This window comes from Fulvivirga marina (assembly GCF_016775155.1).
GTDB lineage: Bacteria > Bacteroidota > Bacteroidia > Cytophagales > Cyclobacteriaceae > Fulvivirga > Fulvivirga marina.
In genome coordinates this window covers 1-20,201 of sequence record NZ_JAEUGD010000020.1, presented here as the reverse complement: position 1 = coordinate 20,201, position 20,201 = coordinate 1, and the positions used below count along the sequence as shown (strand labels likewise).

Annotated in this window: 20 protein-coding genes; 12 read left to right on the top strand and 8 right to left on the bottom strand. The window is 39.3% G+C overall.

All coding sequences use genetic code 11. The features are described 5' to 3' along the window. The first annotated feature begins 1 nt into the window (after position 1). The 5 genes from JMN32_RS06545 to JMN32_RS06525 all read left to right on the top strand — a co-directional run bounded on the left by JMN32_RS06545 (position 2) and on the right by JMN32_RS06525 (position 5,047). Positions 2-1,159 carry a homogentisate 1,2-dioxygenase gene (locus tag JMN32_RS06545; RefSeq protein WP_202855507.1) on the top strand — a complete coding sequence of 386 codons (1,158 nt, stop codon included), beginning with the start codon at positions 2-4 and terminating at the stop codon, positions 1,157-1,159. Between the two features lie 62 nt (positions 1,160-1,221). Beyond that, positions 1,222-1,467 (top strand): four helix bundle protein, encoded by a 246-nt coding sequence (locus tag JMN32_RS06540; RefSeq protein ID WP_202855506.1) that lies wholly within the window; start codon positions 1,222-1,224, stop codon positions 1,465-1,467. A gap of 204 nt (positions 1,468-1,671) precedes the next feature. After that, positions 1,672-2,808: a 4-hydroxyphenylpyruvate dioxygenase gene (hppD, locus tag JMN32_RS06535; RefSeq protein WP_202855505.1), complete on the top strand. Its 1,137-nt coding sequence runs from the start codon at positions 1,672-1,674 to the stop codon at positions 2,806-2,808. A gap of 84 nt (positions 2,809-2,892) precedes the next feature. Next, the gene (gene fahA / locus JMN32_RS06530; protein ID WP_202855504.1) at positions 2,893-4,164 is read left to right on the top strand and encodes a fumarylacetoacetase; all 1,272 of its coding nucleotides are present in this window, start codon (positions 2,893-2,895) and stop codon (positions 4,162-4,164) included. A 1-nt stretch (position 4,165) separates the two neighbouring features. Next, complete coding sequence (locus tag JMN32_RS06525) at positions 4,166-5,047, top strand: flavin reductase family protein (RefSeq protein WP_202855503.1); 882 nt, start codon at positions 4,166-4,168, stop codon at positions 5,045-5,047. A 108-nt stretch (positions 5,048-5,155) separates the two neighbouring features. On the opposite strand, the gene JMN32_RS06520 is transcribed toward JMN32_RS06525, so the two are convergent. From JMN32_RS06520 to JMN32_RS06485, 8 genes are all read right to left on the bottom strand, one after another. Beyond that, on the bottom strand, positions 5,156-5,914 hold the full coding sequence (locus tag JMN32_RS06520) for an NYN domain-containing protein (RefSeq protein ID WP_202855502.1): 759 nt from the start codon (positions 5,912-5,914) through the stop codon (positions 5,156-5,158). A 98-nt stretch (positions 5,915-6,012) separates the two neighbouring features. Then, positions 6,013-6,408 (bottom strand): VOC family protein, encoded by a 396-nt coding sequence (locus JMN32_RS06515; protein ID WP_202855501.1) that lies wholly within the window; start codon positions 6,406-6,408, stop codon positions 6,013-6,015. A gap of 11 nt (positions 6,409-6,419) precedes the next feature. Continuing rightward, complete coding sequence (locus tag JMN32_RS06510) at positions 6,420-7,376, bottom strand: hypothetical protein (RefSeq protein WP_202855500.1); 957 nt, start codon at positions 7,374-7,376, stop codon at positions 6,420-6,422. Between the two features lie 32 nt (positions 7,377-7,408). Beyond that, positions 7,409-8,089, bottom strand: coding sequence for a hypothetical protein (locus tag JMN32_RS06505; RefSeq protein ID WP_202855499.1), 681 nt, complete (start codon positions 8,087-8,089; stop codon positions 7,409-7,411). Between the two features lie 241 nt (positions 8,090-8,330). After that, a complete protein-coding gene (locus JMN32_RS06500) occupies positions 8,331-9,074 on the bottom strand; it encodes a DUF1835 domain-containing protein (protein ID WP_202855498.1) in 744 nt (247 codons plus the stop codon). Positions 9,075-9,118: 44 nt separating this feature from the next. Then, positions 9,119-9,634 carry a MepB family protein gene (locus JMN32_RS06495; RefSeq protein ID WP_202855497.1) on the bottom strand — a complete coding sequence of 172 codons (516 nt, stop codon included), beginning with the start codon at positions 9,632-9,634 and terminating at the stop codon, positions 9,119-9,121. After that, entirely contained in the window at positions 9,631-10,461 is an 831-nt protein-coding gene (locus JMN32_RS06490; RefSeq protein ID WP_202855496.1) for a rhomboid family protein, read from the bottom strand. The genes JMN32_RS06495 and JMN32_RS06490 overlap by 4 nt, the downstream gene beginning before the upstream one ends. A 415-nt stretch (positions 10,462-10,876) precedes the next feature. Then, positions 10,877-11,311, bottom strand: coding sequence for a DinB family protein (locus JMN32_RS06485; protein WP_202855495.1), 435 nt, complete (start codon positions 11,309-11,311; stop codon positions 10,877-10,879). A gap of 298 nt (positions 11,312-11,609) precedes the next feature. Between JMN32_RS06485 and JMN32_RS06480 the strand changes: the two genes are divergently transcribed. The 7 genes from JMN32_RS06480 (at position 11,610) to JMN32_RS06450 (ending at position 19,831) form a co-directional block, all read left to right on the top strand. Continuing rightward, on the top strand, positions 11,610-12,713 hold the full coding sequence (locus JMN32_RS06480) for a BamA/TamA family outer membrane protein (protein ID WP_202855494.1): 1,104 nt from the start codon (positions 11,610-11,612) through the stop codon (positions 12,711-12,713). Positions 12,714-12,921: 208 nt separating this feature from the next. Then, positions 12,922-13,434, top strand: coding sequence for a DUF2911 domain-containing protein (locus JMN32_RS06475; protein WP_202855493.1), 513 nt, complete (start codon positions 12,922-12,924; stop codon positions 13,432-13,434). A 99-nt stretch (positions 13,435-13,533) separates the two neighbouring features. Then, positions 13,534-13,977 (top strand): ATP-dependent zinc protease family protein, encoded by a 444-nt coding sequence (locus tag JMN32_RS06470; protein WP_202855492.1) that lies wholly within the window; start codon positions 13,534-13,536, stop codon positions 13,975-13,977. After that, positions 13,977-14,891, top strand: a complete 915-nt coding sequence (gene rimK, locus JMN32_RS06465; RefSeq protein ID WP_202855491.1) for a 30S ribosomal protein S6--L-glutamate ligase — start codon at positions 13,977-13,979, stop codon at positions 14,889-14,891. Before JMN32_RS06470 ends, rimK begins: the two co-directional genes overlap by 1 nt. Then, complete coding sequence (locus tag JMN32_RS06460; protein WP_202855490.1) at positions 14,884-15,825, top strand: succinylglutamate desuccinylase/aspartoacylase family protein; 942 nt, start codon at positions 14,884-14,886, stop codon at positions 15,823-15,825. The genes rimK and JMN32_RS06460 overlap by 8 nt, the downstream gene beginning before the upstream one ends. Positions 15,826-15,837: 12 nt before the next feature. Next, entirely contained in the window at positions 15,838-18,840 is a 3,003-nt protein-coding gene (locus JMN32_RS06455; RefSeq protein WP_202855489.1) for an ATP-binding protein, read from the top strand. A gap of 4 nt (positions 18,841-18,844) precedes the next feature. After that, positions 18,845-19,831, top strand: a complete 987-nt coding sequence (locus tag JMN32_RS06450; protein ID WP_317191765.1) for a mechanosensitive ion channel family protein — start codon at positions 18,845-18,847, stop codon at positions 19,829-19,831. Positions 19,832-20,201 lie beyond the last annotated feature (370 nt).

The window sequence follows — 20,201 nt, the reverse complement described above, 5'->3', positions numbered from 1 at the left end:
TATGCCAATATATCACCAACTTGGAAAAATCCCCCATAAGCGGCACACGACTTTCAAAAAGCCGGATGGGTCATTCTATTATGAAGAACTATTTGGTACTATAGGGTTCGACGGCATGTCATCACTATTGTACCATGAGCACCGGCCTACCCAGGTAAAGGAGATACTGAACAAGAAGTCAGTAGCCCCAAAGATCGCCAGGGAAAACAATATCCAGTCATACAGGCTGCGTGGTTTTCAGATCAGACCCGAAGATGATTACCTGGATAGCAGAAAGGCTGTACTGGTTAATAGTGATGTTTCCATCATTCTTTCTGCACCCAGAAAGTCAATCAGGGATTATTTCTATAAAAACACTGATGCTGATGAGTTGATCTTTGTGCACAAAGGGTCAGGTAAGTTGAGGACCTTTATGGGTAACATTGATTTTAAGTATGGTGACTACCTCCTGGTACCGAGAGGCATGATCTATATCATGGATTTTGATACTGAAGATAACAGGCTTTTTATTGTTGAATCTAATAGGCCAATATATACTCCTAAAAGGTACCGCAATTGGTTCGGACAGTTATTAGAGCACTCGCCATTTTGTGAGAGAGATATCAGAAGACCATCAGAGCTGGAAACTTATGATAACAAAGGAGACTACATTGTAAAGGTGAAAAAGCAGGGAGACCTGTTTGATATGGTGTATGCCCGTCACCCTTTCAGTGTAGTAGGTTGGGATGGTTATAACTATCCTTATGCATTTTCAATTCATGATTTTGAACCACTCACGGGTAGGGTACATCAGCCGCCACCGGTACATCAGACTTTCGAGACTGACGCATTTGTTGTCTGCTCTTTTGTGCCGAGACTTTATGATTACCACCCTGAGGCTGTTCCTGCTCCTTATAATCATAGCAATATTGATTCTGATGAAGTGCTTTACTATGTAGATGGCGACTTCATGAGCAGAAATGATATCGAGGCAGGACATATTTCCCTACACCCTGCGGGTATTCCTCATGGTCCACACCCTGGAGCTATGGAAAGAAGCCTTGGAAAAAAAGATACTCAGGAGCTTGCAGTTATGGTAGATACCTTTAAGCCGCTGATGATTACTGAAGAGGCGATGGCTATAGCGGATGAGAGTTATTATAAGTCGTGGCTGGAGTAGGGACGGTAGTTGGAAGACCGAAGTTTAGAAGATAGTAGTCCGGATACGGAAGTAAATAAGGAATGGATTTTATTGGAAACCTGATAATATGGCAAAGAGCAATGGAGTTGGGTGAAAATATAAATAGACTATGTGGTAAATTTCCTAAGGAGGAATTTTATAACCTTTCATCTCAATTGCGAAGAGCTGTAGATTCTATTGCGCTTAATATTTCTGAGGGGGCTATAGGGCAATCTAATGCTGAGTTTAAGAAGTTCATGGGATATGCCATCCGTTCACTTGCTGAAGTCGTAACCTGTTATGCATAAAGCAGAAAGAAGAGAATATATAACAAAAGAAGAGTTTAAAATACACTATGAGTATTCGTACAACCTGATGAATATGATGGTTGCTTTTAAAGAAAAAAATATGTTGAGATAACTGAATTGAAGTTTGCTGCCTAAGCTGGGTGTATCCATCTTCGGACTTCGGACTCAATCACAAAATAATTTGGAACATTAAACCTCGAAAAAATGTCACAAGTAGAAAACACAGAAATAAAAAAGATCTTCAAAGATGCAGAAGACTTCCTGCCACTAAATGGTACTGACTATGTCGAACTGATAGTAGGTAATGCTAAGCAGGCGGCACACTTTTATAAAACGGCCTTTGGGTTTCAGTCACTGGCTTATTCAGGTCTTGAGACTGGAGCAAAGGATAAAGCCTCTTACGTATTGGAGCAGGATAAAATTCGCTTGGTATTGACCACGCCTTTAGGTCAGGGAGGTGAGTATAATAAACACCTTGATCAACATGGTGACGGTGTTAAAGTAGTGGCTCTATGGGTCGATGATGCTACAAAATCATGGAAAGAAACTACTTCAAGAGGAGCTAAGTCATATATGGAGCCAACGAAGGTGGAAGATGAAGATGGTCACATCATCAAATCAGGTATCCATACTTATGGTGATACGGTACATATTTTTATTGAGCGCAAAAATTACAATGGAGTGTTTTTACCTGGCTATAAAAAATGGGAAACTATTTACAGTCCTGAGCCGGTAGGACTTCACTATATCGACCACATGGTGGGTAACGTAGGCTGGAATGAAATGAATAAATGGGTAAACTTCTATAAGGATGTAATGGGATTTGCCCAGCTGGTGTCTTTTGATGATAAAGATATCTCTACGGACTATACCGCCTTAATGAGTAAGGTAATGACCAACGGAAATGGCAGAATAAAATTCCCTATCAACGAACCTGCAGAAGGTAAGAAGAAGTCGCAGATTGAAGAGTACCTTGATTTCTATAATGGTTCTGGTGTTCAGCACATAGCCGTGGCTACGAATAATATTATTGAAACGGTTACTGCATTGAGGGACAGGGGAGTAGAGTTCTTGAGAGTGCCAGCTACTTATTATGATACAGTGCTGGACAGGGTTGGGGAAATTGATGAAGACCTGGACCCTCTTAGAGAGCTTGGAATTCTTATTGACAGAGATGATGAAGGCTATTTGCTTCAGATTTTTACCAAACCGGTCTGTGACAGGCCTACCTTGTTTTTTGAAATTATCCAGCGAAAAGGTGCCAAGTCTTTTGGAAAAGGTAATTTTAAGGCATTGTTTGAGGCTATAGAAAGAGAGCAGGAGCTGAGAGGTACCCTGTAATTATAATTGTTATAAACATTTCAATCCCCTTTCTTAACCAAAGAGAGGGGGTGTTTTGTTAAATAAAAAAACATTTTAATTGATATGATAAAAGCGAACGACCCATCTCTAAAGTCGTGGGTGGAAGTACCGGAGAATTCTGACTTCCCAATTCAAAACCTGCCTTTTGGTATATTCAAAACCGATTATATGGAAGCGGGAGCAGGAGTGGCCATTGGAGAGTACATTCTTGATCTGACCTATTTACACGAAAATGGCTTTTTAGATGGACTGGGACTGCCTTCTGGTGTGTTTAATCATCATTATCTCAATCATTTTATTGGCCTGGGCAAAGAGAAGACTCGAGAAGTCAGAAATAGGATATCTGAGCTTTTGGAGGCAGGTAACGATGAGTTGCGCGACAATAAGCCCGCCAGGGAAATAGCCCTTGTACCTATGGAGGAGGCAGAAATGCTTATGCCTGTTAAAATACCTAACTATACTGATTTCTATTCTAGTGAAGAGCATGCCACAAACGTAGGTACTATGTTTCGGGACCCTGAAAATGCACTGCTTCCAAACTGGAAGCACATTCCCGTAGGATACCATGGCAGGGCTTCTTCTATAGTAGTTTCAGGGGTGGATATTCACCGTCCAAAAGGGCAGACCAAAGCTCCTGATGCAGATAAACCATCTTTTGGTCCATGTAAAAGACTGGACTTTGAGCTTGAAATGGCGTTTATTACCTGTAGGGAAAACGGGCTGGGAAATAGTATACCTACTGAGAAGGCGGAAGATTATATATTTGGTTTTGTGTTATTCAATGACTGGTCAGCCCGAGATATACAAGTGTGGGAGTATGTTCCACTGGGGCCATTTCTGGCTAAAAACTTTGCATCTTCCATTTCACCATGGATCGTTACCATGGACGCACTTGAGCCGTTCAGAACAAAAGGACCAGAACAGAAGCCGGAGGTGCTTTCTTACCTTGAGGTGAAAGATGAAAAGAACTTTGATATTAATCTTGAGGTTCTTCTGCAACCGGAGGGAGGAGAAGAAAATAAAATATGTAAGAGTAACTTCAAGTACATGTATTGGAATGTTAACCAGCAACTGGCCCATCATACAGTGAACGGGTGCAATATCCAGGTTGGAGATATGTATGCCTCAGGTACCATTAGTGGGCCTACACCCGATTCATATGGCTCAATGCTTGAACTAGCCTGGAAAGGTACAAAGCCCGTCAAACTGACTGATGGATCAGAAAGAAAATTCATTGAAGACGGGGATACGGTTATCATGAGAGGGTACGCAGAAAAGGATGGTTTAAGAATAGGTTTTGGAGAAGTAAAGTCAAAAGTTTTACCGGCAAAATAATATGTTGAGAATAGATCCAAAAGAAGTTTCTGTTGGTAAAATGCATGGTTATTTATTGGGAGCTGTTGCTCCCAGGCCAATAGCATTTGCCAGCACTATAGACAAAGAGGGCAATGTGAACCTCAGTCCTTTCAGTTTTTTTAACTGCTTTAGTGCCAACCCGCCCATACTGGTGTTTTCACCAGCAAGACGTGGTAGAGACAATACCACAAAACACACCTACGAAAATGTTCTCGAGGTGAAGGAGGTGGTAATCAACATTGTTAATTATAACATGGTTGAGCAAATGTCACTGGCCAGTACGGAGTATGGAAAAGGAGTTAATGAGTTTGAAAAGGCAGGGCTGACACCGATAGCTTCCGAGCTGGTAGGACCTCCCAGAATAGGAGAGTCTCCGGCAGCTTTTGAGTGTAAGGTAATTGAGGTTAAGCCATTGGGTAATGAAGGTGGTGCAGGTAACCTCGTGATCTGCGAAGTACTGCTGGTACACATTAAAGAGGATATACTGGATGAAAATGCCATTATTGATCCATTTAAACTGGATGCAGTGGCAAGAATGGGGGGAAACTGGTATTGCCGGGCTCAGGGAGATTCCATTTTTGAAATTCCTAAGCCTTTAACCACGCTAGGCATGGGGGTGGATCAAATTCCAGAGAGAATCAGGTTTAGCAAAGTGCTTACGGGGAATAACCTGGGGCGTTTGGGAAATACGGAAGTGTTGCCCACCGATGACGAGATAAAAGCTTATGCCATTAATGAAGAAGTGGAAACGATATTGACAGGTTCTTCAGATGTTGAGAGTGATTTGCACAGGTTGGCTCAGCAGCATCTGGAAAAAGGAGATGTCAAAACTGCCTGGAAAATTTTACTCCAGGATTATTAGACCTATGGTCTGTTTAAATTAAGACTTCTGAGGTTTACACAAACTTCGGAAGTCTTTTTTGTTTTATCTGGGATCTGGCAAGCGCATGTTCTTATAAACTATGCAGAACTATTTAGACTTAACTTTAGCATTTTTTTTAACCCGAACGTAGATTAGTTTGGTGCGTCCTCCAGCTGTTTCACGTTGTTCTACTTCAAAGTTTTTAATTGACTTAATAAGTGGTGTTAATTTTTGAAAACCATAATTTCTAGAATCGAAATTAGGTTGTTTTTTCTGCAAGAGGCTACCCACATCTCCCAAAAATGCCCACCCATCGTCATCCTCTAGGTCAGAAATGGTAGATGATATCAGTCGAATCTCTTTTTGTGTGATTTTATCAAGGTTACTTTTTTTATGGGATTTTGTTTCAGAGGCACCGAATGTGCTTTCCTCCTGCTGATTTTTTAATATTTCGATATAGATAAATTTATCACATGCTACAATGAAAGGGTTAGGAGTCTTTTTTTCTCCTATGCCAAACACCTGCATACCAGCTTCGCGTAGCCTTGTCGCTAATCTTGTAAAATCACTATCGCTGGATACAAGACAAAAACCATTGACTTTACCTGAATATAATATATCCATGGCATCGATGATCATGGCTGAATCCGTTGCATTTTTACCAGTAGTATAGCCATATTGTTGAATAGGAGTTATGGCATTTTCCAAAAGCAGATTTTTCCACTTGGAAAGGTTAGGTTTTGTCCAGTCTCCATAAATCCTTTTAATGGTAGGGTTGCCATATTTGGCTATCTCTTCCATCATTTCTTTTAGGTAGGCAGATGGAATGTTGTCGCCATCAATAAGTACCGCAAGGTTTAAGTTCATAGTTTTTAGTATTCTTCTCCCTTTTTCGGGTTTGATAAAGGAAGTACATGATTAACGGGGGAAACTTCATTTAAGTTTTTTCTCAGTTGTGAGGAAGTTCATAAATCTGTAGGCTCTATCAAATCCCATAAATTTCCGTATAGATCTTTAAAAACAGCTACAGTACCATAAGGCTCTTTTGACGGTCCTCTCACTATTTTGATATTGTGCGTCAAAAGGTTCTTGTAGTCTCTTTCAAAGTTGTCAGTATGGAGAAAAAGAAACACACGCCCTCCTGTTTGATTTCCCACTCTAGATTTTTGCTCTTCATTTGCAGCCAGAGCCAGTAGTAGGTTGCAGCCACCGGATCCTTTTGGCCTTACAACAACCCATCTTTTGGTTTCACTCATTTTTGTATCCTCAATCAGGTCGAAATGTAGCTTATTGGTATAGAACTCGATTGCGTCATCATAGTCTTCTACAACCAGAGCTAGTTGGGTTATTTGTTGGTTCATGGTTATTTGTTTTAGTCATCAAACTCGCCACCAGTAGGTATGGAGTTACAAAAAGCATCAAAATCATCGATCTCTTTAAATTCACCTGAAGGTAAAGAAAATTCTATGGGCTTTGTGCCACGGCCGGAAAACTTCGATATTTCGCTGGATATGTGTAGGTTTAGGTCGATGCCCTTTTTTAGTAGGTTTAGCCCCATGTTTACCCACTTGCTTTTTGAGAGTTTTTCCAGGTTCGTTTCTTCCCGCTCCACAGAATCGATATGAAACATAATTCCCCTGGAAAGCTCATCGACCAGGCGGACCTGATCATTGTTTACAATTGAGTCGTTTTTAACACTTGTCAGGATGGTTTTAAATTCCGATTTCAATACGAAGTTCGTGTTTGCAGGCAGGTTGGGGAAGACCATTTTAAGCAATTCACGTTTGATTTGTAACTTTTTGCAATCATATATTTCTTGTTGGAAAAAGTCCTCCCTATACAAATTGTAATCTGCATTAAAACCTTCTATAACCACGGAATCCTCAGCAGTATGAATAGGAGTATATGCGCTGAAATATGAGAAAGTATTTCCAATTGGTGAAGGAGTACTTCTGGGTAGAGACCCTTTTGTCATTTGCGCTTTAAACTCTTTTACAGTAAGAGTGTGCTTAAACTTTTCTGTGATATCCGCATAGTAGAGGGTAACGCTATCTTTTTCTAAATCGATAATAATACCAGCATAATTATCAAACACGTCATTTAAGCCACCTAGTCGTTCTTCCCGTTTGAGGGTGTTTTCAGAGATCAGGTACGAAGTGTGGGTTTTGAACAGGCTGCCATAAAGCCCTCTGGATTCTGATAAAGCAATTTCTCCTTCAAATGGACCCTCAGGAACTTCCCGGACTTCTTCATTTTTTCTGTTTAGAGGATCACATGAAAGTAGCAGCGTACTCAGTACAAGTAAGGATAAAGGTTTGAAGAAATTCATGATTTTTATTGTTTGGCTAAAGCAAACATAAGCTATCTGTTACTAATCAGTCGAAAAGTATCCGCCTTAGTGAAGAAACCATTTTTCATGAGTTTCTTAAATTCTTTGAGGCTCGGATTGATCAAATATTCATCATCACCAATTTTTTTGAATTCAGTGACCCTGTAAAAATCCTTTAGTTCGGCTTCATACTTAATTTTCTTGTCATGGTTAGTTTCTGTTTTAAAGTTACCAACAGACCAAATACTAATATCTCCGTTTTTGAATTTCTCTATCAAGTAGGTGTTCCAAAAGTCTTTTTTGTCTTCCCTTTCATTGAGTACCAAAAAGTGGTCATAGGTTTTTAGTACGAGTGTATCGGAAAGAATATGCCTTACCCTGAGTTTTACCCGGTAATGTAACGTGTCGTCCGAATTTCTGAATCTCCATCCATTCTTATCAAGTGAGGATTTGTCAAAAATGAGGCTATCCTGAATGGTGATGAAAGGGGAAGAATTGATTTCTGCTAACGTAATGGACCTATCAAAAAACTCTGTATAGGTGAATTCATTGGCTTTGATATGGAAAGTGTCTTCATCCGCTATGTAGGCACCTCTTAAGTGTTCAGGAAAAGATGTTAAAGCTTTTCCCCCTTTAGGCTGTGGTTGCTCAAAGTAAACTCTGGTGCAGCTACTGGCAATTACTAAAGCGAATAGAAAAAGGTGAGGTTTCATGTCTCCACGTTAAATAGCCTTATTACAAGATACGATTTTTATTTCAGAAAGGGGGCAGGGAGATTGCTTCTTAGTGTCCCGAAAGCTTTCAGGATAGGTCTTGTCTCTCTCATTGTAAACAATGAATTCATATTTTATCACTGAGACGTGATAGAAGGAACTAGCCCCCATATGATCAATGACTGCGAGGTGACAATCTGTATTTGGGAAACATTAATGTTCTCTAGTAAGGAATGAGGCACTACTTTTTGGTAATAACTTCATTATATAGCCTTTTAACTTGTAAATCTCCATAGCCATAGATGCTTTCTCTTTTGCTGAACTCCTGGAAAATCAGATCAAAACGATCTGTCTGGAGGTCTTTAATAATTTGTTTCAAAGTGGCCTTTGGCCTACCGGGAAACTCACCTTGAGGTTGGCGGTCTATGTGCACCTGTACTGCATGTTGAATAAATGGGTATTTAAACCTCAACTCATGGGCTGTCAGTAGAAGATTTTTAGAGTCATTACCTCTATAGAATTCCCAAAGCAGTGCTAATTTATCTGCGTCTGTGATAGCCATACGTTTCTCAAAAGCAGTTTTTAAAGCTACTTTGTCTAACCCTCCAAAACCATATAGGGTATCCTGCGGAGGTCTTACCAGAAACAGATCAATGTTCCTTTGGTGAACCTGACTGATGGAAAACCAAAAATTTACCTGACAGAACAGGTCATCCTCAAACCACAAAGTCAAGTCACTCATATCGGGTATATCCGATATCTTTTCCAGTTCAGGTACTGTTTTTTCGTAATGAGTACTCTCAGTGAAATTGGCATCGAGAAGGCTGATGAATTTGGCTCGAATGGCATAAAACCCATCAATGTTATTGCTCATAACGGGCCCATCCATTAAACATTCTCTCAACACAATTATCTCTCCCGGTATGTCAGCAGGGAACTGCTCTTTTAATACATCGCCATTGAGTATGTGATATTTTTTTTGCATATTGTGCGGTATTACTCCTGGCAATCGGATTAGTCATCTCTTGACTAGGAACTTGTTCTATTGCTGTATAAAGTTTTTGCTTTTTCCAAGTCTGGTAAATCATCTACATTTAAAAAATACTCCAATTGCCACTTTTGAGTTCGTTCTGCTTGCTTGTTTTTCACTTTGTCCCATGGAGGGTAAACACGAATAGCTCTTTTCCCTTCTTTTACAGGGGTTGAAATAACCCCTTTTTTGATTAGTATTGATTTCGGAAAAACAAATTGTCCCAACTTACCCTTGTCCGCAACATTTACTACATAGAGGTCTATAGAGTCGGATTCATGAAAAGGTTCAATAGGTCCATTGCCTTTTCTCTTCCAAAATGTAACGAATTGCCCCACTTTCTTGGGAGTTATTTTTGAGCTTCTACATATAATGCTACGCCCGTTTAGTATAAACTGGCATGCGCTGTATTCCTTGCTTTCTGTCTCCTCAAAATAGTCAGTGATTTCAAAGGAGCATGGGGCATATACTTTATGTTTAATATCAACCAGTGGGCTATTCAAGTTTTGTTTCATTTTAATTCTTTACCTGAGAGCTCTTCCAGCTTCTTTTTTTCTTTTGCAGTTAATGAGCCTATTCCCTGACTACTAATTTTATCCAGCAAATCATTGAGTTCTTCTTCGGGGGTCTTAGTGGGTTCATAAGTTTTTTTGCGGGTATTTATAAATGACTTTAGTGATACGCTTTCAACTAGAAGGTATTCTGGATTTTTGTAAACAAATATCAGGAAGATAAGGCATGGAGCCATTAATAACACAAAAATCCAATAGTTTGTAGATAAAAGGTCGGGGTCTATGGCTATGGTGGTAAGCATTCCAAAAATGGCCCCTCCCAGGTGTGCTTCATGACCAATATTGTCACTACCTTTTTTGATACCCCAAACAGTATATGCTACGAATGCAATACCAAATGCCCAGGCAGGAAAACCATAGGGTATAAATAAAAGTGATATCTCAGAAGTAGGGGAGAGCAAAATTGTGGAGAAAACTACTCCGGAGATGGCGCCAGAGGCCCCCAAAGCACGATAATCACCATGGTTTCGGTGGAGGTACAGGCTGAGCAGCCCGCCACCAATTAAGCTGATCATATAAATCAGAGTAAAGTCTTTAATACCATAAACCACTAACACGAATACGCCAAAAGATGACAGGGCCAACGAGTTAAATATGAGATGGTACCAATTGCTGTGCAAAAATGCAGAGGTGAAAACTCTGTAGTATTCTTTGTCAATAAGAATTTGGTCAACATCAAAAATATACTTTTCCCGAAAAGCCGGACTCTTAAACCCCTGGTATGAAGTCAGGAATAAGGTGGCAATCAAAATGTAAATAATCGATTCCATTCGGGAAATAGTTGAAAGATAAATTTAATACTTTTTTATGATAATTCTGTTTTTAATAGTGAAGTTGCTGTGTTTATAAATGGTCTGAAGGTTATATAAGTTTCGTAAAATCCAGTAAATCCTTAGAGCTCCGAACGTTATCATTAATAGAACTAAAAAGTATAAAAGTATCGTCCTTTAAGCCTGAAGATAGCATATTCCATGGATCGATATCTTGTCTTTTCAATGATTGATAAATGATGAAGAATTCACCTCCAACCCATATTGATAGAAGCAGAAACACCTCTATAACGATTTGTTAGTCAGCGTTGCTTATGACTTTATTGGTAATAGTTCCGATTTTTCCTGGCGGGTCTCGTGAAAAGGATTCCGCATCCATCACCGATAAGAGACGATAATCTTTTGACTTTATATTTTAAGCCATAATCTGTTTAAGGTGATGAGCCATGTGTACAACATAATCATCGATTAGAAACCTCAAATCATTCTCTTCTCCATTAGGCAATAAGAGTGAATAATTTAAAGTTACCTCTGTTTGATGAGTTATTATCTCTTTAATCCTTGTATTTAAGGCCAGCCAAACATTGAGCAATTCATTGATGTCAGCATTTTGGTAGTTATTAGCTTTGACCAGCATGTCTTGTTCGTAGGGCCTTACCTGGTAAGGTTTTGTTGAATATTGGATTTCTGTAAAGCGCTGCAAATTATTAATGGCCGAATCTATAAGGTGACCCAGTATTTCTTTCTTTGACCACTTTTCAGGGGAGGGTTTGGTGTCAAGTTGTGAAGGTGAAGTGCTTTTAATGTAATTAGAGGCTTCGGTTAGCAGTTCTTCAAGTTTAGATGCCATTTGGTACATATTTTAAATGATTAGGAAAGGAAGAAAGTGAATTAAATGGGTGGTAATCATTAGTGAAACCAAGATAGTCAAAGATTTCCAAAAGAGTTAGAAACAAAAGTCCTTATAAGAAGAATTTAGTTCTCTGGTTTACAGGAATGACCCATCGGGGCTTTCAGAATCTTACGCTTTCTATTTAAGGGATTTACTTCCCTCTCGTCAAATCATCAATGTTGAGTAGAGCCTCTTGTAATTTGTGCTCTTCTTGAAAATATCTACTTTTAGCAGTTACAATCTAAAAATAACATTGTTGAAGACATTGAAGCAATATCACATATCCTCCCTTTTTTTTATTATGTTGCTATGCTTCTTTCAGCTCACATTAGCGCAGGAGACTGATAGCATAAGCTACAAGAAAAAGGTCAAATTAACACCCTTACCAGCCTTATTTTATACCCCCGAAACAAGACTGGGTTTTGGAGGGCTGATTTCGGGAGTATTTAACCTTGGAGACAGAGAGGCTACTCGCAATTCCAATGCCGAAGTGTTGGCTGCTTATACGCTCAATAATCAAATTATTTTGCGTACCAAAAACAATCTATTTACAAGGGATGAAAAATATGCGCTTTCCGGTGAAGTGAGTTTTTACGATTTTCCTATACTCTATTATGGGGTGGGAAACGAGACCGAAAAAGACTTTGAGGAAGAACTGGGCTATAAGGTCTTCATATTTGAAGAGCGTGTACTCAAGCAGGTTAGGAAATCCTTATTCATTGGGCCGCAATATCGTTTTAATCATCTTTACGATATTGAGTATGATCCAGATCACCTTATTGGGGATATACCTTTTGTTGATAATGGCGCGGGTACCAATTCCGGTCTTGGGTTTTCTGCCATTTATGATACCAGAAATAATGTGCTTAATGCTTCAAAAGGTGTATTTCTACAATTTTCCACTTTCTTCCATGGAGAAGCTTTGGGAGGAGATTTTAATTTCAACAGATATACACTAGATCTGAGAAGGTATTGGATGTTTAAAAACGGAGATGTTATTGCTGCCCAGTATTTTGGAGAATTCAATACAGGTGATATTCCTTTTCGTGAAATGGCTCAGTTAGGTGGGGAGAACATCATGAGGGGATATTACAATGGCCGCTTTCGGGATAATCAGCAAATGGCCTTGCAGTTAGAATATAGAAAACAGATCATTCCATGGTTAGGTTTTACCGCATTTGGTGCTTACGGAGATGTATCAAAAGAGGTGAGAAACTTTGATGTTGGAGGTTTTAAGTATGCGGTAGGCGCAGGCCTCCGGATCATGGTCAATAAAGCCGATAGACTCAATATTAGGATTGATTATGGTCTTGGGGAAGACACTAGTGGGTTTTATTTTGCCATAGCTGAGGCTTTCTAATGTATAAATGGTGAATGTAATGTAACCTTTATCAGCACATATCGTTTATTACTAAAGGTTTACAGGTTGAAATTAAATGCTGATTATTTGAAAATGCCGGGTTGGTTTCCGGCATTTTCTATTGTATCCCCACCCTTACTTTTCCCTCCTAACATTTTCGAAGAGAATAACGTTAATCAGTTACATATTCAAACCAAATAAATAGATCATGAAAAAATATAACCTAGCATTCTTGCTGGCTATTATGGCCTTAATAACTTCACCACAGTTACTTGCACAAAAAAAAATGAAAAGCCCTCCAGCTCAAGCCAAAGGACAGATTGGTGCAGCTACTGTTGTCATTGACTATCATCAGCCTTCTGCTAATGGCCGTACAATTATGGGTGATTTGGTGCCGTATGACCAGGTTTGGAGAACCGGAGCTAACAATGCCACCACTTTTGAGGTAGACAAAGATGTTAAAATTGAAGGACAGGCTCTGCCAAAAGGTAAGTATGCCTTGTTTACCATACCAGGTAAGGATGAGTGGACTATCATTTTCAATAAAAACCCTAACCAATGGGGAGCCTACAACTATGATAATGGCGAAGATGCCCTGAGGGTAAAGGTAAAACCTGTTAAAACGGATAAGTTTGTGGAGACTTTTATAATTAATCCAGAGCAGGATGGTGTTACCATGTCATGGGAAAATACCAAAGTAAAATTTAAAGTTACAGATTAAAATCTTTCGACGATATTCGCAGCCGGATCAGCCTTTGTTCCGGCTTTTTTTATTGTATTTTTTAACACTATATTACTTGTATATTCATGTTATTTTGAAATGAGAAAAAAATTAACCATTGGCCGCTTTGATAAGATAGACCTGCCTGATCTGCACCTTTTTGAACTGGATGCAAAAATAGATACCGGGGCATATTCATCGGCCATTCACTATCATCATGCAGAGGTTATAGAGAAAGACGGGAAAGAAGTATTGCACTTCACCCTCCTAGATCCTACTCACCCGGACTATAATGATAGGAGCTTCTATTTTGACAAGTTTGAAGAAAGAAACATTAAAAACTCGTTTGGTGATTCAGAGAAACGGTTTGTGATTAAAACACGAATTACAATTTTTGGGAAAAATTATGAAACGGATTTTTCGTTGAGCGACAGAGGCAGCCTTAAATTTCCTATTTTACTGGGAAGAAAACTATTGCAAATGGGGTTTGTTGTTGATGTAGCTAAATCTAACCTATCGTACAAATTAAAAAACACTAAATAATGCATATTGGCATACTATCAAGAAATGCAGATCTATATTCTACCAAAAGGCTTGTAGAGGCATCTGAACAGAGAGGGCACGAGGTAGAGGTAATAGATCATTTGAAATGTACAATTGTAATGGAGCAAAATAAGCCCTCCATTATTTATCATGGACGTTCACTGGATTATATCGATGCTATTGTACCTAGAATAGGTGCTTCCGTCACCTTTTATGGCTCAGCTGTTGTCAGGCAGTTTGAAATGATGAAGGTCTTTACGGCCGTTGAGTCGCAGGCACTGATTCGTTCAAGGGATAAACTTAGAAGTTTACAGATCCTGTCAAGAGCAGGACTTGGGCTTCCTAAAACTGTGTTTACAAACTATTCAAGGGATACTGACGATATTCTGAATGCCGTGGGAGGGGCTCCTGTAATCATTAAGCTTCTCGAAGGTACACAAGGGTTGGGTGTAGTGCTAGCCGACAATAGAAAATCTGCTGCATCCGTAATTGAGGCATTTCATGGGCTTAAAGCACGGGTCATCGTGCAGGAATTTGTTAAGGAGGCCGGAGGTGCTGATATTAGAGCGTTTGTTGTAGACGGTCAGGTAGTTGGAGCTATGAAAAGGCAAGCTAAAGAAGGCGAATTTCGTTCAAACTTACACCGCGGAGGTACTTCAAGTATTATAAAACTATCCAGAAAAGAAAAGAGTACTGCTGTAGAGGCGGCAAAGAAGATGGGGCTTGGTGTAGCAGGTGTGGATATGTTGCAGTCGTCCCGCGGACCGCTTATTTTGGAAGTTAATTCATCACCAGGCCTCGAAGGAATTGAAAAAGCTACAGGAGTAGATGTTGCCGGGAAAATAGTAGAATATCTGGAACGTAATGCCGGTAAGAAAAAGGGGAAAATACAAAAAGATAAAGTGAATGCCTGAAATTGTGATAGATGGGCATAAAATTGCCAGAGGCGAAGAGTTGCAAATCAATGCATTGATTGCTCGTTTGCCAACAAGGACACCTATAAACATACCGGTATTTGTAAGTAGGGCCAAGCAACCAGGGCCTACGCTATTGGTTATGGCGGGTGTTCATGGTGATGAAACCAATGGCATCGAGATCATGAGGAGGATCATTCGTAATAAATACTATAAACCTACTAAGGGGACTGTAATAGCTATTCCGGTATTTAATGTTTACGGTTTTATTAACCACTCTCGTGGTCTTCCCGATGGAAAGGACCTGAACCGTTCTTTTCCCGGATCGAAACATGGTTCTCTGGCTAGTAGGGTAGCCTTTTTTATGACTAATGAAATATTACCGCAGGTAGATTTTGGTATCGACTTTCATACCGGAGGAGCCAGTCATAATAATTACCCTCAAATAAGGGCGCACTTTCAATCTGATATGGAACTTGAAATGGCGAAGGCTTTTGGAGCCCCTTTTATAATAGAATCACCATTTAGAGACAAGTCTCTTAGAAAAACTGCTGCTCGTGTCGGTAAACCTATATTGGTTTATGAGGGAGGGGAAACCTTGAGGCTGAGAAAACAAGTGCTGGATGTAGGGGTGTCAGGCATGCTTAGGGTGATGAAGCATCTGGGTATGCGTGACGATGCTCCCGAATCGGTAGATGACCCCATATTTATCAAATCATCTGTTTGGGTTCGAGCCAAGCACGCAGGTTTGCACCATGCCCATGTTAGAAACGGTAACAAGATAGAAAAGAATCAAAACCTGGGCTTGATTACGGATCCCTACGGGCAATTTGAGAAAGTCATAAAGTCACCAGTGAATGGATATGTAATTGGTATTAATAATTATCCTGTTGTGAATATGGGTGATGCTTTGCTCCACATCGGAAGCGAATAATATGTACAAGGCATGAATACCGAGTTAAAAGATCAATATAGTAAGTTTAAACTTATCGTTGAAAGTGATTTTGTGGAATTACTCTGCAAAAAGATCGATATTCAGGTTAGTTTTCTTGAAAAGGTAGCAGCATTGCAGCGGAAGGTGGCAAGAAAGGATTTAAAGGCCGATCAATTGGTCGATGGATTTAGAAAAACCTATACCTATAAAAAGGCCCTGCTTGACATAGTAGAACCAAGGTTTGAATTGTTGGAAAAAGCTAGTTTCGATGATGATTTTAGCGCGTTTAACTTACATGCTACAAATTATATCGATAGTCTGGCAGAAAATGTTGACTTGCCCCAGAGCTTAGATCGCTTTAAAGTGCAGCCAGACAATTCCGCTTTGCTGAAGTTTGGTAAGTGGTGGAAGCGTTTTTTTTATGCTATTTCAAAATGGCCGGAAAAAATTAGTAATGGCTTTCGTAAACTTTTTAAAAAGCAGCTCATCCCATTAAAGCCATGGAGCCATAAGGTGAAGTTGAGAAACCTTACCTCGTACTATCTGAAAGAAAGACTATCTATTGAGTTGCTGGAATTGTTTACGAAGCTGTTTGTAGCTTTTTTAAGATCATCTAAGGTCTGTTGGGAAATTGATAGTAAAATTGATCAGGCTTTTGAAACCTTCTTGCATAGTGAGAATCATATCTATGAGGTAGATGAATCATTAATTTCCCGTATTGATGAGGCAATTGCTAAACTTCAAAAGTTAAAAACTGAGCTTAAAGAAGAAGCGGATACGATTTATGAACATGTTTTTGATCAATATGCATCTGCCTATGAGAAAGCCGGAACCATAGAGATTTCCAACAATAGGTTCAATACACGAAAAAACAGGAAACAGCATAAATTGCTTAAAAGTCAGTACGTTACACTAGTTAGTGGATGGAATAATGCACTTTTTGTCTTGTCAGATGACTGGGAAATAGATCTGGAAATCTATGTAATAATTTATTCAGGACTTGAGGAATATTATAAAACCCAGGAAAACCTGAAGGGCAGGTTGAACCTGGTTACAACTCATAAGCTTAATGAAATTAAATCGGTACTTGAAAACACAAGAACACATCTTCGGGAGCATGATGAAGGCCAGGATCTGAGAGTCTTGATTGAACAGGAACTGAGTAACCTCAGAGGTGAATTGACCCCAGTGCTTTTGCCAGAAACCAATAATCTGATTCTTGCTCAGGATTTTCCTGCCCTCGTAAACAATTTGGAATCAGAGACTGACAGATTGATAAAAGGTATTTCCACGCGAAGGTCTGTAATGAAAGGTGTAACCTATGATCAACCTATAAAGACAAGTTCATTAAGCTTTGTGTCCCCTTACGAACTGATCAATTTTGAATCCTGGCCATACTTTCAAAAAACGATTAAGTCTGTTAAACTGGCCATTGTTGACAGCCTCAACGATGTGCAGAACGATATCATAGACATAGGTCAAATTGCGGAATTTAATCTGGAGTCGGCACTTTCGCTGTTTGATGATGAAGAAAGATCCGACGATCCTGCGGTGATAGCGGCAGAGGGAATCGAGCGAACTATTGAAAAAGTGGGGACAATTTCCGATAACCTGAATGGGCTGCAGCGGTCCATTGATGAAGACCTGTTTCAAGGCTTGGAGAGTTTTAATAAGAGCCTTGTAAAGTTTACCAATAATGAGAATATTTTCGATATACGCGTTCGTATTGCTAAGGGAAAGGCTTTAGACAGAAGTACACGTTTTAAGGAGCAACTTGCACATAATATAAAAAATTTCCTTCCTACTGCCTTGATATTTATCAGAACCAGATATAGGAAGGTAGCAGGTTTTGTTAAGGAGACCTCTAAAAAGATTGGTATTGCAGGGCTTCAAAAGGATATTTCCACTGAGCTTGCTGACTTTCTTGTCGAGACAGAAAAGTCTATTAGTAAACTTCCTTTTGTATACCAAAGACTATTCAGAACAGAGCCGCTTGCTGATATCAACTTTTTTGAAGGGAGGAAAACAGAACTGCTTCAGCTTAATAATGCCTATAATAACTGGACCAAAGGCCGTTTTGCCTCAGTAGTTATTACAGGTGAAAAGGGTAGCGGTGTTACAACATTGCTTAACTTTTTTCTGAGCGACCTGACCACAGGTAGCATGGTTTGTCGCTTTTCGGTTGAGAATCATATCGAAACTCCTGCGGAAATCGTCAGTTTTTTTGCTGAGCAATTCGAAAGTAAATTTGATACGTTTGATGATCTTGTGAGCTTTCTCAATCAGAAAAAGCGTATTGTGGTGCTGGAGAATATTCAGAAGTTCTATTTAAAAAGAGTTAATGGCTTTGGTGCATTGAGGCTGTTTTGTGAGCTGATCTCGTTGACCAGTAAATATACCTTTTGGGTTGTAGGAGGTACCCGCTATGCCTGGGAGTATTTGCAGAAAACTATTAACCTGGCAGAGCATTTTAGTTATCTGATCCCATTGAAGGATTTTGATAACCAAGCCATTGTTAATATGATCAACAAGCGACACAAAGTAAGTGGTTATAATGTGAGTTTTGAACCCGCACCATCTGACCTCAATCAGCGAAAATTTAAGAAACTGAGCGAAGCGGAGCAGCAGGCTTCACTGAGAGACAGCTACTTTAATAACCTTAACAAGATAGCCAAAAGCAATGTGAGTCTGGCTTTGATATATTGGTTGCGTTCTGCCAAGGAGATTACAGGAAACACTATAGTGATAGGTTCCATGAAAGACATAGACTTTTCGTTTATGAACAGCCTGGTTCCTCTTAAGTTTTATGCTCTGGCCAATTTACTGTTTCATGATGGTATGACTGAGGAGGGTTTTTGTAAAGTGACAGGTTATACTTCGGGAAAAGCCAGGGCTGTTTTACAACCCATGTTTGAAGATGGAATCATCGTTATACAAAATAATAAATATCAGATCAATCCTTTGCTTTACAGACAAACGGTTATGATGTTAAAAATGAAAAATATAATTCATTAACAGCGTGAAAAGATTAGTCATACTATATTTTCTGATTTTTTTTCTTGGTCTAAACAGTTATGGACAGAAGGAAAAAGATACGGTTGCCGGAGCTATGGTTGTGATACCCGTGGATAGTGTAGAAGTGAAGGCTGTAGTGGCAGATACTGCCCAGGTAAAAGAGACTGAAGGTAAGAAGGATGTTGTGGAAGACGTGAAGGATGATTTACCTCAAATATCGAAGATTATTTCTTTTGGAAAGATATTCTGGACGGCCGTATTCATCTTTATAGGCTTTGTTACGGTCAGGTTTTTTGGATCTATACTTGAGAAACTGGCCGAAAAAAGCACCAATTACAGGATAACGATCAAAGGGCTTATTCCCGTAGTAAAAATATCGATATGGCTGTTTGTTATTTTTGTTATTATAGCCGGTGTTTTCAGACCCAAAATAGCCACTGTACTTGCGGTTACTGCTTCAATTGGTATTGCCGTTGGTTTTGCTGCTCAGGATATTCTTAAAAATGTTTTTGGAGGGATAATGATCCTTTTTGACCGTCCGTTCCAGGTAGGGGATAAGATAGAAGCGGGTGAATACTACGGCGAAGTGGTTGAAATAGGCCTGAGGTCAACCAGGATTGTGACACCTGATGATTCCCTGGTGAGTATTCCGAATGGGGAGTTGATGAATAAATCAGTGTCAAACTCCAATAGTGGCGCTGCTGATTGCCAGGTAGTAGCAGAAATATATTTGCCAATAACCGTAGATACCGAAAGTGTAAGACAGATTGCTATTGAAGCTGCTCAGGTATCCAGGTTTATATATCTTAATAAGCCTGTTGTAGTACTTTTTTTTAATGAGGTCAAAGAGCGTAGATCATACCTCAAGATGAGACTAAAAGCCTATGTTTCTGACATCAGAAATGAATTCGCTTTTAAAAGTGATATGACTGAGACCGTAATGAGAGAACTCTTGAGCAATAAGCTTATCGATCCTGAGGATTTGAAATAAGTTCTTCAACTTAATTTGTGTAAGGTATGGCAGACAAGTGTTGTTTTTTATGTTATGATTAGGAGTACACTTTTGACTTATTAGTTGAGAGTCATTTTTCAATATGTAAGCTTATCGGTAATAAAGCGTTTTTATTAATAAATAATAGCTATAGTTTTGAATATCATTTAAAGAATGGTATTGGTGCAAATACATTGCGTTTATCTTTAAGATGAATGAAGGACAATGATTTTGATGCTACTAGATACCTCATTTTAAATCCCCATAATTTTATTAGTTGACTAACCGGTTTGAAGGAGCCGTTAGCTGTGTCTAAAGCATATCAATTTGGGGAGAATAAATGAAGCATATTACCAAGAACCAATTCCGA

Coding starts and splice junctions, on each gene's coding strand:
- JMN32_RS06515 (WP_202855501.1), bottom strand. CDS start 6,408: ATGAACCAACAAATAACCCAACTAGCTCTGGTTGTAGAAGACTATGAT.
- hppD (WP_202855505.1), top strand. CDS start 1,672: ATGTCACAAGTAGAAAACACAGAAATAAAAAAGATCTTCAAAGATGCA.
- JMN32_RS06540 (WP_202855506.1), top strand. CDS start 1,222: ATGGATTTTATTGGAAACCTGATAATATGGCAAAGAGCAATGGAGTTG.
- JMN32_RS06455 (WP_202855489.1), top strand. CDS start 15,838: ATGAATACCGAGTTAAAAGATCAATATAGTAAGTTTAAACTTATCGTT.
- rimK (WP_202855491.1), top strand. CDS start 13,977: ATGCATATTGGCATACTATCAAGAAATGCAGATCTATATTCTACCAAA.
- JMN32_RS06485 (WP_202855495.1), bottom strand. CDS start 11,311: ATGGCATCTAAACTTGAAGAACTGCTAACCGAAGCCTCTAATTACATT.
- JMN32_RS06475 (WP_202855493.1), top strand. CDS start 12,922: ATGAAAAAATATAACCTAGCATTCTTGCTGGCTATTATGGCCTTAATA.
- JMN32_RS06520 (WP_202855502.1), bottom strand. CDS start 5,914: ATGAACTTAAACCTTGCGGTACTTATTGATGGCGACAACATTCCATCT.
- JMN32_RS06505 (WP_202855499.1), bottom strand. CDS start 8,089: ATGAAACCTCACCTTTTTCTATTCGCTTTAGTAATTGCCAGTAGCTGC.
- JMN32_RS06490 (WP_202855496.1), bottom strand. CDS start 10,461: ATGGAATCGATTATTTACATTTTGATTGCCACCTTATTCCTGACTTCA.
- JMN32_RS06525 (WP_202855503.1), top strand. CDS start 4,166: ATGTTGAGAATAGATCCAAAAGAAGTTTCTGTTGGTAAAATGCATGGT.
- JMN32_RS06495 (WP_202855497.1), bottom strand. CDS start 9,634: ATGAAACAAAACTTGAATAGCCCACTGGTTGATATTAAACATAAAGTA.
- JMN32_RS06510 (WP_202855500.1), bottom strand. CDS start 7,376: ATGAATTTCTTCAAACCTTTATCCTTACTTGTACTGAGTACGCTGCTA.
- JMN32_RS06500 (WP_202855498.1), bottom strand. CDS start 9,074: ATGCAAAAAAAATATCACATACTCAATGGCGATGTATTAAAAGAGCAG.
- fahA (WP_202855504.1), top strand. CDS start 2,893: ATGATAAAAGCGAACGACCCATCTCTAAAGTCGTGGGTGGAAGTACCG.
- JMN32_RS06545 (WP_202855507.1), top strand. CDS start 2: ATGCCAATATATCACCAACTTGGAAAAATCCCCCATAAGCGGCACACG.
- JMN32_RS06460 (WP_202855490.1), top strand. CDS start 14,884: ATGCCTGAAATTGTGATAGATGGGCATAAAATTGCCAGAGGCGAAGAG.
- JMN32_RS06470 (WP_202855492.1), top strand. CDS start 13,534: ATGAGAAAAAAATTAACCATTGGCCGCTTTGATAAGATAGACCTGCCT.